Raw genomic sequence first — 12,910 nt, 5'->3', positions numbered from 1 at the left:
TTTTTTTAAAAGATGAAATCACTATTCAAAAAAGTAGTGGCAATATTCGCTATTGCCTTAACCAGCCTTACGGCTATGCAGGGATTTGCACAAAATCCCAACCTTCTTGAAATCGGAAAAATCGAACCGTATGAAATGGAGGTCACCTTCGATAAGACCAGCCATCTGATCTTTCCTTCTGCCATCCGTTACATTGATTTGGGCAGTGATTACCTTGTCGCGGGGAAGGCAGAGGATGCTGACAATGTGCTCCGTGTAAAGGCGGCAGTTCGGGACTTCGAGGAAGAAACGAATTTCTCGGTCATTACTGAGGACGGATGTTTCTACAGCTTCAACGTGTACTACAGCCCGTATCCTTATGTACTGAGTTACGACCTTTTGAAAATGGGCAGGACATTGCAAAGAAACTCCAGTAACGACGTGCTTTTTGAAGAGCTTGGGAGTAGTTCCCCATCAGTGGCCGGGCTGCTGCTGGAGACAATATACCAAAAGGACAAACGCCTGATACGGCATATAGGGTCTAAAAGTTACGGCATTCAGTTCCTCCTTAAGGGAATATACATTCACCGTGGCAGCTTTTATTTTCATACGGAGTTGCGCAACAATACAAATGTCCCATTCCGTATTGACTTCGTGAACTTCAAAGTGGTTGACAAAAAGGTGGCGAAACGTACCGTTGCACAGGAAAGAAACCTCACGGCTCTGCGTATGTACAAGCCGCTTATGCCCATCACGTCGCAAAGCAGGGAGCAGAATGTTTTCCTTTTGGACCAGTTTACAATCGACGATGATAAAGTGCTGCTGATAGAGATTTTTGAGAAAAGCGGTGGCAGGCACCAGGTTTTGGAAGTTTACAATTCAGACCTTGTCAGCGCCAGGCGCATTGAGGACATGCAGCTGAAGATTAAGCAACGATAAAGCAAGCTGATATGAAAAAGTTAATTTTTACAGTTTTGGTTTTATGGCTGGTCACTTCAGGCTATGCACAGCGCATGCTTCCCGGCCAGATGGGATTGGAGGTGTCGGCTGGAACCTTCTCAGCAGACAGTCCTCACAAGAATTACTTTGTCGGAGTAGCCCTGGCAGCTATGACCAAGAGAGGCAATTACCAATTGTATGGAGCCGAGTATTCCCATCGCTATGCCTCCTATAAAGGCACAAATATACCCTTGGAAACGTTCTTAGGGGAAGCCGGGTATAGTTTCAGCCTTCTGGCAGACAGGAAAAAAGCTGTGGCATTCTACGCAGCTATAACCGGTGTCGGTGGTTATGAAACTATAAATCGCGGAAATGATATGTTATTTGATAGGGCTAAAATTCTGAACGATGAGGGCTTTGTCTATGGGGCCGGCGGGAGGTTGTCTTGTGAAGTTTATTTGTTCGACAGCATGGTATTGATACTGCAGGGTCGCGCCAGGATGTTATGGGGGACTTCATTAGAACAATTTCGACCGTCCCTTGGCGCAGGATTACGATTTAATTTCTAATATTTAAGCAGATGAGAAACATTTTAAACACAGGTAAACAAATATTGGTACTCTTAATGGTAACAGCAGGATGTTTTTTAAATTCTTCCTGTGAAGAAGAGGAACTTAATATACAGGACAACTTCCCTTTTGGGGTTTCTGTTATGCCGGTTCCGGATGAGATTGCCGACGAACAGACGGTAGAGTTACGGTTTACCATCCAGCCCACAGGAAATTACAGCAATACCCGTTATTTTATTCGCTATTTCCAGTTTGAAGGACAGGGCACTTTGCAGTATTTTGACGATCCGCCCTACCTGCCGAATGACCTCTATGAATTGCCTGATTTGCAATTCAGGCTTTATTATACATCTGCATCTGTTGTGTCGCAGTCATTTGATGTATGGATATCCGATAATTTTGGAAATGAAAGGCAGGTCAGTTTTCAGTTTAATAGCAGCGATTAGGTTGAGCATATACCCCGAAATACTTTTCGGGGTATTTTGTTTAATAACCTTTTCTTTAACAGAAACATTGGATAAAATCAAAGACGTCACTATGTTTGTGTAAAATATAGAAAACTCTTAAAGTGTTTTTGCTTTAAGTCTCGACATTGAAAACTGGTAATTTTTAAAGACCGCGAGACAATAAGTAGGAACGCTCATGCCATTGGCGTGGGCGCTCGCTTATTCGTGGTCGGGCATACCAGTGCCTCAATGCCGGTAAGTGTTGTGGCCTGCGCCATACTTTTTTATGGCATCCCATCTAATTAGTCCGAAGGGACAAGGCATCCTCCAAAACCCGGCATGGCATTTTGATTCGTACAGAGTCACAAACTTTCAACACTATTGAATGCTGTTGGCCGAACTACCTGTATAATCCTGAAGTCTGTTCATCCGGCACTATTCGCCAAATATGCAAGGAAATGAAAAACGATAGCCCAATTATGATTGCCTTAATTGACGACCATGCCAAGCTTCGCAATGCTGTAGCAAATTATCTTGAAAGCTTTAATTACACGGTTATTTTACAGGCAGCAGACGGAAAAGAAGGACTTGAAGCAATAGCGCTTCTGCCTGAGAAGCCAAAGCTATGTATCGTGGACATCAATATGCCTGTAATGGATGGATTCGCCACTGCGCGGCAATTAACCCAGTCCTATCCCACGGTCAAAATATTGGCCTTCAGTGTACATGGTGATGAGGAGAATGTCGTAAAGATGGTGGCGGCAGGCGCAAAAGGATACCTTCAAAAGGGTTGTGATCCCGAGGAGATTAAGCGAGCGGCTGACCAATTAGTAGCAGGGAAATATTATTTTAGTGAAGCAGTTAAAGATGTGGCAATCAAATATTTATTTTCTGAAGGTAAGTTGTTGCAATAATCCCTTCAGTTTTAAACTATAGCCTAAAGATGTAAGTATAGTAACGCTATAAGCTCATGAAACAATTTGACGATCGTATTATCGACCGAACCAATAAATTTTACCTCGAAATGTCAAGAAAGGTTCTGACAGTTCGGGAGTATGAAATTATGCATAAGTTGTTGATCGAAAAAAAGACGAGTAATGAGGTGTCTGAACTTTATGGGTTGACCAACGAGAGGATCAGGCAGATTTATCAAGATACTTTTAGAAAAGTAAAAAATGTGACCGGCGTACTTGATGATATTGACCATTACAAAAAAGTCCTTACGGAGCTGAAAAAAAAGTGCAGCGAGGCTGAGGGTGGAATAATGGGGAAACATGATAATGCCACTGTCCCGGATTTGGAAAAGCTACTGAACGAGTGCAATTTTCCCTTTAGCAAAAGAATGTACAGTTTTTTCGAGCTATTGGAGGTAAATACCATAGGTGAGCTGTCGGTTATAACATTAAAAGAATTTAACTGTCTCAGGGGGTTTAAGAGCCAGCTGAAAAAAGAGCTTATCGCATTTATAGAATTTGAGAATATTGAGAACCTGTTCGACGGATTCCAGGAATGGAAGGATAATTAATAGATGACCATCAACCGTGCGACATTCTTTTGCTTCTCCTATGTTTGTATAATATAATCTAAGTGAAGAAGGGCGAGAGCAGATTTTGCTTTAAATAGCCTTATGGTATATTCAAGAAAAGAGACTGCCTCCTCTTCTTTAACCTTTTAGAATCTGAACAGAATGTAAGGAACTCAATCATAATTATGGGTTGCGTAGCCAGTATATCTAGTCAGGAGAAAAGATGAAAAAAAGGTTATCACTTACCTAAACCAGATAAGATGAAGGTATTATTAAAGCAGACAGTAGGAATTGATGTTGCTCAAAAAGAATTAGTTGTATCGCTTGGTCGAATGGATGAGCAGATCAGCATAGAAGTTTATGCCTACAAAGTATTTCCCAATACTAAAAAAGGTTTTTAAGCCTTGTATCATGGGTAAATAAGCAGACGTCAACTGCGACAGAAGTGCGGTACATAATGGAAGCAACTGGAGTTTATCATGAATCCTTAGCCTATTATCTATGCAGTACTCAAAAACAAATTAGTATCGTTTTACCTAACAAGATCAGTAATTATGCGAGAACACTTGACATAAAGACTATTACTGACAAGAGCGCTTCACAAGCCATAGCGAGATTTGGATTGGAAAGGCAGTTGGAAATATGGCAGCCTCCTTCAAAAATATTCAATGATTTAAGACAGCTTTGCCGGGAACGTGAGCAGCTAGTGCAGGAACGCACAATGTTGAAGAATCAACTTCATGCAGAACGTACTTCTGCAACAACAAGTGAAAAATCAGTAAAACGAACTAATAAAAGAATAGCTTTGATTAATGCACAGGAAAAGGAGATACAGAAGGAAATTACTAAGCTTATCAATGGAGATAGAGTTTTAGTAGAAAAGATGAAGATAATATCTTCTATACCGGGAATTGGAAATCTAACGGCTGTAACCATTATCGCGGAAACCAATGGATTTGAGTTAATAACGAATAAAAAACAACTGGTCAGTTATGCCGGATTAGATGTAAAAGAAAAGACATCTGGAACCTCAGTGAAATCCAAACCAAGAATATCCAAGCGGGGCAATCGGAATTTAAGGAAGGTAATGCACTTTCCTGCATTGGCTGCAATAAGAACTGATGAAAGGTTCAGATATATTTTCTTAAGATTAGTTTCAAGGCATGGTATTAAAATGAAGGCTATTGTTGCCATCCAAAGAAAATTACTGGAATTGACTTTTATCTTATGGAAGAATAATTCTTATTATAATCCAGGACACGAATATCAAATTATTCCGTTCCAGGAAGCAGCGGTATAAAAAAAGGGAAACTATAAGTCATTTCCCTTTGTAATCAATTTAAGAGGTTTAGTTTCTGGCTATGCCCTCTAACTCTTTATTTCTATTATTTAATTGATAGTAATTCTTTTTAAAGCATAAAAAAACCGTTTAAATTGCCATAAAAAATGCCTGTTTTGGTACTCAACAGCATTTTTTATTTTCTTGAATTGGCGGGCACTTTACAGAACCGAAACTACAATAGACACAACAGTCACCTTCCAGAGGTTTTAACATTGTTTTGCACTTTTCGCATTCGTAAAAATATTGACAAGCATTTGTTGGCATTGTCTCCTCTTTTTTGTGACCACAGTTTGGACAAGTTATTATTGATTGTAACTTTATTTCCATTATGATATAGTTTTACTTTTTAGTGATTTATAGCCTGTCGAATTGATAGCTTTTTCGATTTCTTCTATACTTGTTTGTTTGATGTCAAACCTTACAATAGCGTTTCCTTTCTCATAAGAAACTACAACTTCGACAATTCCTTTTAGTTTGCTAATCTCTGTTTTAACGTGATGTTCGCAGCCTGAACAAGTCATTCCTTTAATTGTAAACTCAACTTTCTGAATTTTGGAAGTTTGGGTAATAATTGCTTTACTTTCAGTCTTTGGAAAAAAGATGTGTGCATAAATTGGAAATGATAAAAGTAAAACCGCCATGACGGTAATAATTCCTAAAAATGATTTTGTCTGCATAAAATTTGGTTTTTCAGTTATTTCACAATTACAGTCAATTCTCTTTTGTGGTTTCAACTTTTGATACCATGCAAAACCAAGCACTAAAATTGTTAAACCGATAAAATATGGCCGGAAAGGTTCGAGCCAGGAAAAAGCTGAAGCAAGTCCGCTTGTTCCTGCGATGATAGCCAAAACGGGTGTAATGCAGCACAATGAAGCTGCAATTGCTGTCAAAAGTCCGGTCCCGATTAGTTTCTTATCCGTTTTCATATTGCTTCTACAATTTTGTTATCGTCGAGTATTTTAAAAAATGGGTTCAGCATATTTTCATACTCTTTTGTCAATGAGTAAAAAATGGTTTGTGCCTCTCTTTCGGTTACAATGAGCTTTCGGTCTTTAAGTTTTCGCAAGTGCTGGGAAACTGCTGAAATTGTCATACCAAGAATATCACTTAAATCACAAACACAAAGTCGTTTTTCTTCATAAAGTAGAAACAAAATTCTCAGCCTTACATTATTCCCTGCCAATTCAAGTCCATTCGATAAATAGTCAAAGGAGTCATGGAGTTCTGAAACTCGATTTTTACAGCGATTGATTTGTTTAATGTCAGCCTGTTGTCTTATACACGAAATATTATCCATAGTGCAAATATAGCTAACTTTATTATTTAAGCAAATTCTAAAATACAAATTAAAATATTTTTTTATAATTTTTTGGATTGTAACACAGAATCTTTTCTTGGCCGCAATTGGAAGAAAAGAAGTCCGCTAAAATGCAGCATGGGATAATGAATATCCCACGAAACAAGACCGCAACTTTTTTGATTAAAACCGCACGGTGGATTTGATCAAATAGGTTGCATTCATTGCATGAGCAAAAAGACTGTCCTGATCTTTCAGGGGCTGTCTTTTTGCCGCCGGATTTTGCAATCAGGCTATTTTTAAAGGGTTTGTGGTAAAATCCTTCAGGTTATGGAAAAAGCCCCTGTAGGGTGTCAACCCATTGCGGAACATGCCCCACAGCAGGGAGCAACCCATCTGTACCAAGGACGAATTGATATATAAATCCTGTTTTGCGAGTGCCTCGGCTAAACTGCAACTTGGCGTATCATCCGACTGTTCCGACGCTTTCAGCAAATCGCCAAATTCCTCTGTAACAAATGGCAGGCTTGCCACTGTCTCGTATTTCTCCGAATTGGGCTGACGTACAGCTCCTATTGTAGATAGTATTACCTGCCCTGTGTTCTGGCTGTTTCCGAAATCAAGCCAGTAAAGCGGGCGGTTTGAATAGGCATTGCCTTTGCTTGCCTTCTGAATTATTTCAGCAATAGTAAAACGGGCTTGTACGGTATCTACGCAGGAAATATAAATAGTTGCCCTTGCATGGTCAGGCAGCTTGTCAAAACTTGCTATTTCAAACTTGGATGTTTCCGCTTTCCAATTAGTACCTGCCCATCGGTTCGCACGGTTAATGATAGCTACGGATTTGTGTAATCCTACCTCACATTCTGCAAATCGTTGCCTTCCCAAATTGGCATGGGTTATCGTGTCATCATCCCATAATCTGACCAATAGACCTGCATGGCCCAATTCAATCAGGCTATGGTTCATTTCCAGCAGTGCGATAATTACTTTTGAACCTGTGCCTCCCGCACCAATGACGTTTACCGTTACTGGATTAGTCGGGTTTAAAAGGCTGTTGTCCGTAAAATGGACTTTCATTTTCTCAGTATTCATGGCAGTATATTTTTTATTGTCCTGTTGGTTTTTTTCAATACTTCATTGGGGAAGGCTTTCCCTGTGGCGATAAGTTCTTTCCATAGGCTTACACAATTCCCGATAACAGGATTGTGCTCATTTACTAAATGGCTGAAATAGCTGTTAAAAAAGTAGCTTTCCCAAGCAGATGTAAATTCATCAACTGAAGCGGAGTTTTTAATATTTATGTTTACCGTACCCATACAGACGTTGCCGCTTTCGTACACATTGAAAAAGGGTGCGTGGTATAATGCTGTTTTCCCGTTCGGTCTTCGGTTCGTCGCAAGGGCGAAAAGCGTCAGGCTGTGTTTGTTGGCATACCAAAGCAAAGCGGGTACTTCCGCAGTACCATTTGCCATATCAAGTTTATCTGCAAAAAACAACTTTGTTTTCCTTGACTTGGTAAACCACATTACCGCACCCTTATCGGTAGGATTGATATACAAAACATTGGTGGGTAATATTCCTTCGGACTTAAGGAAAGCCTTGCTTTTTTCCTTTTCGGTATTGAGCGCTTTTGCAAGTGCTTTTGCTTCCCTTTCCGTAAGCGGATGGGCATTTATTGGATTACCGTTCCTGTCCATGTCAAAATGCTCAACATAGGTAGCCCTGTTGGTTCCTTTGGTTTGGTAGATGACCAATGCGGACACGGGATGGTAAAGCGTTCCGAAATTTTGCGTTATATCTTCCATGACAAATTAATTAAAAGCTGTTCAGTATATAAATTAGTTCTTCAATAAGCGAAAACAGACGGTTCTCAAAATCAAGCGTATCGCAGGTAACAGTTGCACCATCAAACCGTTTTTCTATCACAGGCTCTTGCATCTGCCCGTATTCCTGCAATTCATTATTCACGCTGTCAAAAAGCGTTTGGAACAATAATCCCTTAGCCTCAGCACAAAAGGAAACATACTTATCCATTGAAACGATGTTTTCAAAATCGTCTTCCTCTGCAACGGTATTAGGTTGCGCATTTCGGTAAAAGGCAATATCTGGGTACTGCTCGTAAAGGGCGAAGGCTTCGGATGCGAGCATAAAGCAATCATGTTCAAAGCTGTCTTCGCTTTTGAATTTATCCAAGCGTTCTTTAAACCTGCTTAAATTTTGATGGTTGAAAATTTTACGCTCCATAGTATCGCCAATCCATTGTGCTTGCGTAATCTCTTCCAAGTAAGTCGGTGTATCCTCGTTTTCATCATCACAGGTGACCCACTCCGTTACCATTTCATACATCCAAAACAGGTAACTGTTTTCCTGTCGGTAATAAGGTACATCGGCAATGTGGTACAGATAAGCGCATACCGATTGCAGGAGTTCGGTAACCTGTTTGCGTTTTGGGTTCTTGGATAATCGGTATAGCGGTAGGATAGGTATATAGTACAGGGTTGAACCTGTATTATAACGTTCCTCGCTTACAAAATAGGTTTTAGCGCTATCCTGTATAAGATGTATCTGCTCCCAATCCCTGACACTATTGCGCAATTGCAGTTCAATATCATCCAATGCCAATGCAATATTATAAGGATAGCCGTATTGCCGTGATGGCATTGGCTCTATACCGTAGTGTTGCGCCAGTTGGGATAACGACTTATAAAAATCACATTCCATTTTTGCGGATTTCCTGTCAGCCTGTACAGCTTCTGCCTGTTGCAGTTTCGGCAGGAAGGCAGATTTTAGAAAACCATCGGTAGCATCGCTATCGGCACGGCTCTCAACCTGTCTTTTTGTATTTCGTTGGCATCCTTCGGCCTCTGCATCCAATCTGTAAACCCTCCTAATTGCTGGTGCAGTTGGATTTGCGTGGTTTGCTGACGGGCTTGGATAATGCCCGATATGATGTTGCGTTGCATAGTTCATAGGATTAAATTGAAGGTTAACCTTTCGTTCCCATTACACTTTCAAAACGGTACTGTACCGTATCATCCTTGATCTGCGGTGCAGATACCTTTGCGGTCGTCAATATCGGATAGGTAGTGGCGTAAAAATTCATTACCGCTTCTACACTCCATTTTGGTTCAGGGTCGGATAGCCTGACTTCCTGCCCTTTATCATTAAGTATAAATACTCGTTCTAATTGCGTGGCTAATAACATGATGTTGAAGTTTACGGTTATACAGTTTCTTGATCGGTTCCGAAAAGGCTCGGGCCTGAAAATTTATCTGAAAGTTCTTTTTTGCGCTTACGGATGGTTTCTGCCTGTTCGGGATAGTCGGCAGGGTTAGGCACTTTTGACCATGCCTCACGAAATTTTCCTTCTTTTTCAAGCTCGTCAGCTTTCGCCATTGCTTCTCTGAATTTCTTTTCCTTTTCTTCTTTAACTTTCTTTTCCCTATCTGCTTTTTCTTTTTCCATTGCGGAGTTCTTTTTGGCTTCTTCCAGTTGCTTCATAAAGCCTTCCATATCCACCATCAAGCCCGATGCGGTTTCGATGGGTACGGTAATCTTCTCAAAGAAACCTTCGTCAAGTTCTTGGGAAGTTCCACGGAGATTAAGGGGCGGAATGCTATTCTTCGCCTTATCCCCGCAGGTATCGTTTTGAAGCATTACCGCTACAATTAAATTACCTTCTGCCCCTTTTGAAATGGTCAGGTGTAAATCGCCTGTGATTTCCATCTGTGCTATCTGATTAAAAAAATTAGTTGTTGCCATGATATTTTTATTTACTATTATTTTGGATACCTACCAGTTTCTCATATAAATCCTGCCAATAGGCTCGCCTTCGCTTATCAAAGTCAGAGTAAATGCAGTCTTCGTATCAGTATTCCTTATATTGGAAGCATTGACTTATCGCTTCAGTAAGGTCAGTCACCTCGATTGGGCAACCGTGCAAATCTGTTACTGTCATTGCGGTACCTTTCATCATTTGTGCTTATTAATCCTTCGCTCAAGCAAGGTTTCTAAAATCTCGCAATCGCTTTCATAAGTTTCGCCCTCAAAATGATACGTGTCGGTGTCCTCGTCAAATTGATACGTGTCAAAATCTTCGTTTTCCAAATAGATGTCGGTAAGTTCCCCTCCTTCGTAGGTTGCCCTGCCATAGACAAGATTGCCACTTTCTTCGTAGTCCACTACAAAATTGACTTTATAGTGGTCGGCAATCTGTTCCAATATTTCAAGGTTTGGCGACCACCTTGTTTGATACTGGAATTCGCCTGTATCGCCCTCATTCCAATAGATATCAAAGAAGTATCCCGTATCAATCGTAGTAAAGTCGGGAAGCTGTCCCATCTGTTCCTTATCCTCCTTTTCAGCCATCCTTTCAAATAGCTTTTGTATTTTTTTGATTGTTTCAGGTTTCCCCTGAAAAGCAACCGTATTACTGCACATATTTGCCATAACTTTTGATTTAAAGGCAACCGCCCGTTACAGGCGGTCGCCTGTGGTTACCCTTAATTGAAATTGAATACGTCCGTCCCGATTTTTTGGAATGAGGTACAGAGTTCAAAAGCCTTTTGCGATTTCATCTGCGCAGTACCGCCCATCACAATGGATTGCAGTTTGGCTTCATCACTTTTGTAGCTTCTCACGTTCTGATAGTAGCCCGTCACGGCATTGTATGCCCCAAACAATGTTCCTTTGGTAGTGTCCATTTGTTGGGTGTCGCTCATCATAGCGTAGGCAAAAGCATCTTCTACCGTGTTTTTAAAGACAGTCGAAAGTTCATCTTCAGCCCCTTTTTTGAGCAGGTCAAATGTTTCCGAATTAGGGCAAAGCGCAAGCTGTATCAGTTTTTTCACTTCGCTGTCCGATACTTTTACTTTTGTCCAGTTGTTGAAAATGTCCTGCAATTGGTCGCTCAGGTTGTTCGCCAAACCCATGACTTTGTGGGCGTTCTCCAAACGTTGCTTAGCCCCTGAAGTGTGCTTGATGCGTACTACATTGCTCATACTGCGGAGCGATGCGTTCAGGGTATTTTGGCATACAATCCTAATGGGTGTAAATGCAGCTGTTATACTTCCGCTGCCATCGTGCGAGGTGGTCAGGAAGATGTATTTTTCAGTAACGTCTTCGCCTTTTCCTACTCGGATATAGTCTGGAAATTTAGCGGTTATAAAAATGCGCTCTCCATTTCCCAAAGCTCCTGCAGTCTCGTACAGAATGCCATCGCCACCGCCTACAATCGCATCAAAAAATGCGAAGGCATCACGGTTCTGGACGATGTGATAGTCTTTTCCCACTACGCCCAACACGGCGTTGTTGTCTCCTCGGATGTTAGCAAAATAGTTTGGCACTATGATTTCCTTATCCCTGATTTCCATAGTATCTTCAGTTTCGATAATACCCGTTCCTGTGGTGTACAGCGGTGCTTTAATTACTTCGTAATCCAGTCCTGCGTGCCTGATGGCTTCCTCGCTTGTCGGATATTCCTGAACGGTTTGCCCCAATCCGTGCCATGCTTTTTCCTGTACGCTAAAAAAGCTGTACTTTCCTGTCCTCTCGTTGAAATTCAAATTATGTCCCATGATATTGAAATTTTAATGTTGATGAATGTTAGAATGGTAGGTCATCGTTACCGCTTACGGTTTCGTAGGTTGCGACTTCGATATTTTCCGCTTCGCGTTCAGGCTCTGCCGTTTCGGCTTTCTTTACCCCGAGATGCAGTTTTATTCGGGCTGTATTAAAATTAAGCCCTGCGTGAGCCTCACCATTTTTGCCTATCCAAGACTTGGCGCTTACCCTGCCTGTCAGTTCCACGAGCGTGCCTTTTGTGAGTATCTTGGCAACCTTCGCACTTAGCCAATAGGCGCAGTCGAAGTAGGTGGTTTGCTCTACACGTTCGCCCTGTTTGTTGCGGTAGCTCTCGTTTGTCGCTATTGAAAAATTTACTACCTCTTTGCTGTTTGACAGTGTACGCACCTGCGCATCTGCTGTCAGTCTTCCGATGATGTTCATGATTTCTGAAATTTTGAAGTTTTACTTTTTTTAAATTTTTATTTATTCGGCAATGAGAGGAGGAGCTGTTTTGTTTCACTCTGTTGCCGGTTGTAATACTATTGATCTTCATTTCTGACATTTTTTTTATTCGTTTAAAGAGCCGGAGTATGCTATGTTTCGTTTCATGAGCATAAAAAGGTGAGTGTTTAGCAGGCGCGGGGTTTTGCCATAAAATACTACCCGAAGGGCTGGAGATTTTTTGACAAACCGAAGGCTTGACCTTGCGCATGCGTTAAGGACACGGAGTTACCTTTGCTCCTGAAATGAGACAGAAGCATACAGGCATTTAAGGCTGGGTGAAAAGGGAAGTAACGAAAGCTGTATTGAAAAGCGCAACTGTAAAAAGTACTGATCACAATTCTTCAATGTAAGGTTAACTTGATTACTGAATATATTTTTGTACCTTTGTAATCAGTTCATTAGAATTGTGTACTATAAAGAGGTCGCTATCTTGTGGATAACGATTTAGATACTATTAGGAATAGAAGGATAATACTAAATTTGTGGCGCATTCATGGCGCAGCAAGTTTAGTATACATAAAAGCTTAGCAAAAATTGCGAGTTTAAGATGGCAAGTTTCAATCCCTTCCCCTCCCATACTACAAGCAATAAGGCAGTACTAAATTCATTGAAAATTCTACCATAATCCTCGCTTCGTAAAAGCTGGCTGTATTATAATTTTATTGTTGTAGCGGAATCAAACATTTATTTATAAATTCGTGCTGTGAAATTCGCAGCAATAATACTCGCATTTTTTAT

General features: G+C 40.8%; 18 protein-coding genes. 7 read left to right on the top strand and 11 right to left on the bottom strand.

The features are described 5' to 3' along the window. Positions 1-12: 12 nt before the first annotated feature. The 7 genes from traN to KJK34_RS10220 all read left to right on the top strand — a co-directional run bounded on the left by traN (position 13) and on the right by KJK34_RS10220 (position 4,758). Positions 13-918: a conjugative transposon protein TraN gene (gene traN, locus KJK34_RS10245; RefSeq protein WP_223053786.1), complete on the top strand. Its 906-nt coding sequence runs from the start codon at positions 13-15 to the stop codon at positions 916-918. Between the two features lie 11 nt (positions 919-929). Beyond that, entirely contained in the window at positions 930-1,487 is a 558-nt protein-coding gene (locus KJK34_RS10240) for a conjugal transfer protein TraO (RefSeq protein ID WP_223053785.1), read from the top strand. 11 nt (positions 1,488-1,498) lie between these two features. Then, positions 1,499-1,933, top strand: coding sequence for a DUF3872 domain-containing protein (locus tag KJK34_RS10235; RefSeq protein ID WP_223053784.1), 435 nt, complete (start codon positions 1,499-1,501; stop codon positions 1,931-1,933). Between the two features lie 458 nt (positions 1,934-2,391). Then, the gene (locus KJK34_RS10230) at positions 2,392-2,847 is read left to right on the top strand and encodes a response regulator (RefSeq protein WP_223053783.1); all 456 of its coding nucleotides are present in this window, start codon (positions 2,392-2,394) and stop codon (positions 2,845-2,847) included. A 110-nt stretch (positions 2,848-2,957) separates the two neighbouring features. Next, positions 2,958-3,458 (top strand): sigma factor-like helix-turn-helix DNA-binding protein, encoded by a 501-nt coding sequence (locus KJK34_RS10225; RefSeq protein ID WP_223053782.1) that lies wholly within the window; start codon positions 2,958-2,960, stop codon positions 3,456-3,458. Between the two features lie 260 nt (positions 3,459-3,718). Then, positions 3,719-3,859: a hypothetical protein gene (locus KJK34_RS15225; protein ID WP_236937632.1), complete on the top strand. Its 141-nt coding sequence runs from the start codon at positions 3,719-3,721 to the stop codon at positions 3,857-3,859. Between the two features lie 44 nt (positions 3,860-3,903). Beyond that, positions 3,904-4,758 carry an IS110 family RNA-guided transposase gene (locus KJK34_RS10220; RefSeq protein ID WP_317196879.1) on the top strand — a complete coding sequence of 285 codons (855 nt, stop codon included), beginning with the start codon at positions 3,904-3,906 and terminating at the stop codon, positions 4,756-4,758. A 162-nt stretch (positions 4,759-4,920) separates the two neighbouring features. Here KJK34_RS10220 and KJK34_RS15220 read toward each other — a convergent pair whose 3' ends face one another. The 11 genes from KJK34_RS15220 to KJK34_RS10170 all read right to left on the bottom strand — a co-directional run bounded on the left by KJK34_RS15220 (position 4,921) and on the right by KJK34_RS10170 (position 12,109). Then, positions 4,921-5,127, bottom strand: coding sequence for a GDCCVxC domain-containing (seleno)protein (locus KJK34_RS15220; protein ID WP_083820984.1), 207 nt, complete (start codon positions 5,125-5,127; stop codon positions 4,921-4,923). Then, entirely contained in the window at positions 5,127-5,729 is a 603-nt protein-coding gene (gene merTP / locus KJK34_RS10215; RefSeq protein ID WP_006801254.1) for a mercuric transport protein MerTP, read from the bottom strand. The genes KJK34_RS15220 and merTP overlap by 1 nt, the downstream gene beginning before the upstream one ends. Then, on the bottom strand, positions 5,726-6,100 hold the full coding sequence (locus KJK34_RS10210; RefSeq protein WP_044216709.1) for an ArsR/SmtB family transcription factor: 375 nt from the start codon (positions 6,098-6,100) through the stop codon (positions 5,726-5,728). The genes merTP and KJK34_RS10210 overlap by 4 nt, the downstream gene beginning before the upstream one ends. Positions 6,101-6,388: 288 nt before the next feature. Next, positions 6,389-7,195, bottom strand: a complete 807-nt coding sequence (locus tag KJK34_RS10205) for a PRTRC system ThiF family protein (RefSeq protein ID WP_223053781.1) — start codon at positions 7,193-7,195, stop codon at positions 6,389-6,391. Further along, complete coding sequence (locus KJK34_RS10200; protein ID WP_223053780.1) at positions 7,192-7,908, bottom strand: prokaryotic E2 ligase family D protein; 717 nt, start codon at positions 7,906-7,908, stop codon at positions 7,192-7,194. The genes KJK34_RS10205 and KJK34_RS10200 overlap by 4 nt, the downstream gene beginning before the upstream one ends. Before the next feature lie 10 nt (positions 7,909-7,918). Beyond that, the gene (locus tag KJK34_RS10195) at positions 7,919-9,073 is read right to left on the bottom strand and encodes a hypothetical protein (protein WP_223053779.1); all 1,155 of its coding nucleotides are present in this window, start codon (positions 9,071-9,073) and stop codon (positions 7,919-7,921) included. A 16-nt stretch (positions 9,074-9,089) separates the two neighbouring features. Then, the gene (locus tag KJK34_RS10190; protein ID WP_223053778.1) at positions 9,090-9,308 is read right to left on the bottom strand and encodes a PRTRC system protein C; all 219 of its coding nucleotides are present in this window, start codon (positions 9,306-9,308) and stop codon (positions 9,090-9,092) included. Positions 9,309-9,325: 17 nt separating this feature from the next. Continuing rightward, positions 9,326-9,865 (bottom strand): PRTRC system protein E, encoded by a 540-nt coding sequence (locus tag KJK34_RS10185; protein WP_223053777.1) that lies wholly within the window; start codon positions 9,863-9,865, stop codon positions 9,326-9,328. A 210-nt stretch (positions 9,866-10,075) separates the two neighbouring features. Then, positions 10,076-10,552, bottom strand: coding sequence for a DUF1281 family ferredoxin-like fold protein (locus KJK34_RS10180; RefSeq protein WP_223053776.1), 477 nt, complete (start codon positions 10,550-10,552; stop codon positions 10,076-10,078). Positions 10,553-10,605: 53 nt separating this feature from the next. After that, on the bottom strand, positions 10,606-11,679 hold the full coding sequence (locus KJK34_RS10175; protein WP_223053775.1) for a DUF932 domain-containing protein: 1,074 nt from the start codon (positions 11,677-11,679) through the stop codon (positions 10,606-10,608). 28 nt (positions 11,680-11,707) lie between these two features. Further along, complete coding sequence (locus KJK34_RS10170; RefSeq protein ID WP_223053774.1) at positions 11,708-12,109, bottom strand: single-stranded DNA-binding protein; 402 nt, start codon at positions 12,107-12,109, stop codon at positions 11,708-11,710. Positions 12,110-12,910 lie beyond the last annotated feature (801 nt).

Source organism: Flavobacterium coralii, from assembly GCF_019891545.1.
Lineage (GTDB): Bacteria > Bacteroidota > Bacteroidia > Flavobacteriales > Flavobacteriaceae > Flavobacterium > Flavobacterium coralii.
The sequence above is the reverse complement of the archived record's forward strand: the minus strand, read 5'-3'. Positions and strand labels throughout refer to the sequence as shown.

What these genes read in the sequence shown, in the direction of transcription:
- KJK34_RS10185 (WP_223053777.1), bottom strand. Translation starts at nt 9,865, where the DNA reads ATGGCAACAACTAATTTTTTTAATCAGATAGCACAGATGGAAATCACA.
- KJK34_RS10180 (WP_223053776.1), bottom strand. Translation starts at nt 10,552, where the DNA reads ATGGCAAATATGTGCAGTAATACGGTTGCTTTTCAGGGGAAACCTGAA.
- merTP (WP_006801254.1), bottom strand. Translation starts at nt 5,729, where the DNA reads ATGAAAACGGATAAGAAACTAATCGGGACCGGACTTTTGACAGCAATT.
- KJK34_RS10210 (WP_044216709.1), bottom strand. Translation starts at nt 6,100, where the DNA reads ATGGATAATATTTCGTGTATAAGACAACAGGCTGACATTAAACAAATC.
- KJK34_RS10240 (WP_223053785.1), top strand. Translation starts at nt 930, where the DNA reads ATGAAAAAGTTAATTTTTACAGTTTTGGTTTTATGGCTGGTCACTTCA.
- KJK34_RS15220 (WP_083820984.1), bottom strand. Translation starts at nt 5,127, where the DNA reads ATGGAAATAAAGTTACAATCAATAATAACTTGTCCAAACTGTGGTCAC.
- traN (WP_223053786.1), top strand. Translation starts at nt 13, where the DNA reads ATGAAATCACTATTCAAAAAAGTAGTGGCAATATTCGCTATTGCCTTA.
- KJK34_RS10235 (WP_223053784.1), top strand. Translation starts at nt 1,499, where the DNA reads ATGAGAAACATTTTAAACACAGGTAAACAAATATTGGTACTCTTAATG.
- KJK34_RS10190 (WP_223053778.1), bottom strand. Translation starts at nt 9,308, where the DNA reads ATGTTATTAGCCACGCAATTAGAACGAGTATTTATACTTAATGATAAA.
- KJK34_RS10230 (WP_223053783.1), top strand. Translation starts at nt 2,392, where the DNA reads ATGAAAAACGATAGCCCAATTATGATTGCCTTAATTGACGACCATGCC.
- KJK34_RS10200 (WP_223053780.1), bottom strand. Translation starts at nt 7,908, where the DNA reads ATGGAAGATATAACGCAAAATTTCGGAACGCTTTACCATCCCGTGTCC.
- KJK34_RS15225 (WP_236937632.1), top strand. Translation starts at nt 3,719, where the DNA reads ATGAAGGTATTATTAAAGCAGACAGTAGGAATTGATGTTGCTCAAAAA.
- KJK34_RS10170 (WP_223053774.1), bottom strand. Translation starts at nt 12,109, where the DNA reads ATGAACATCATCGGAAGACTGACAGCAGATGCGCAGGTGCGTACACTG.
- KJK34_RS10225 (WP_223053782.1), top strand. Translation starts at nt 2,958, where the DNA reads ATGTCAAGAAAGGTTCTGACAGTTCGGGAGTATGAAATTATGCATAAG.
- KJK34_RS10195 (WP_223053779.1), bottom strand. Translation starts at nt 9,073, where the DNA reads ATGAACTATGCAACGCAACATCATATCGGGCATTATCCAAGCCCGTCA.
- KJK34_RS10175 (WP_223053775.1), bottom strand. Translation starts at nt 11,679, where the DNA reads ATGGGACATAATTTGAATTTCAACGAGAGGACAGGAAAGTACAGCTTT.
- KJK34_RS10205 (WP_223053781.1), bottom strand. Translation starts at nt 7,195, where the DNA reads ATGAATACTGAGAAAATGAAAGTCCATTTTACGGACAACAGCCTTTTA.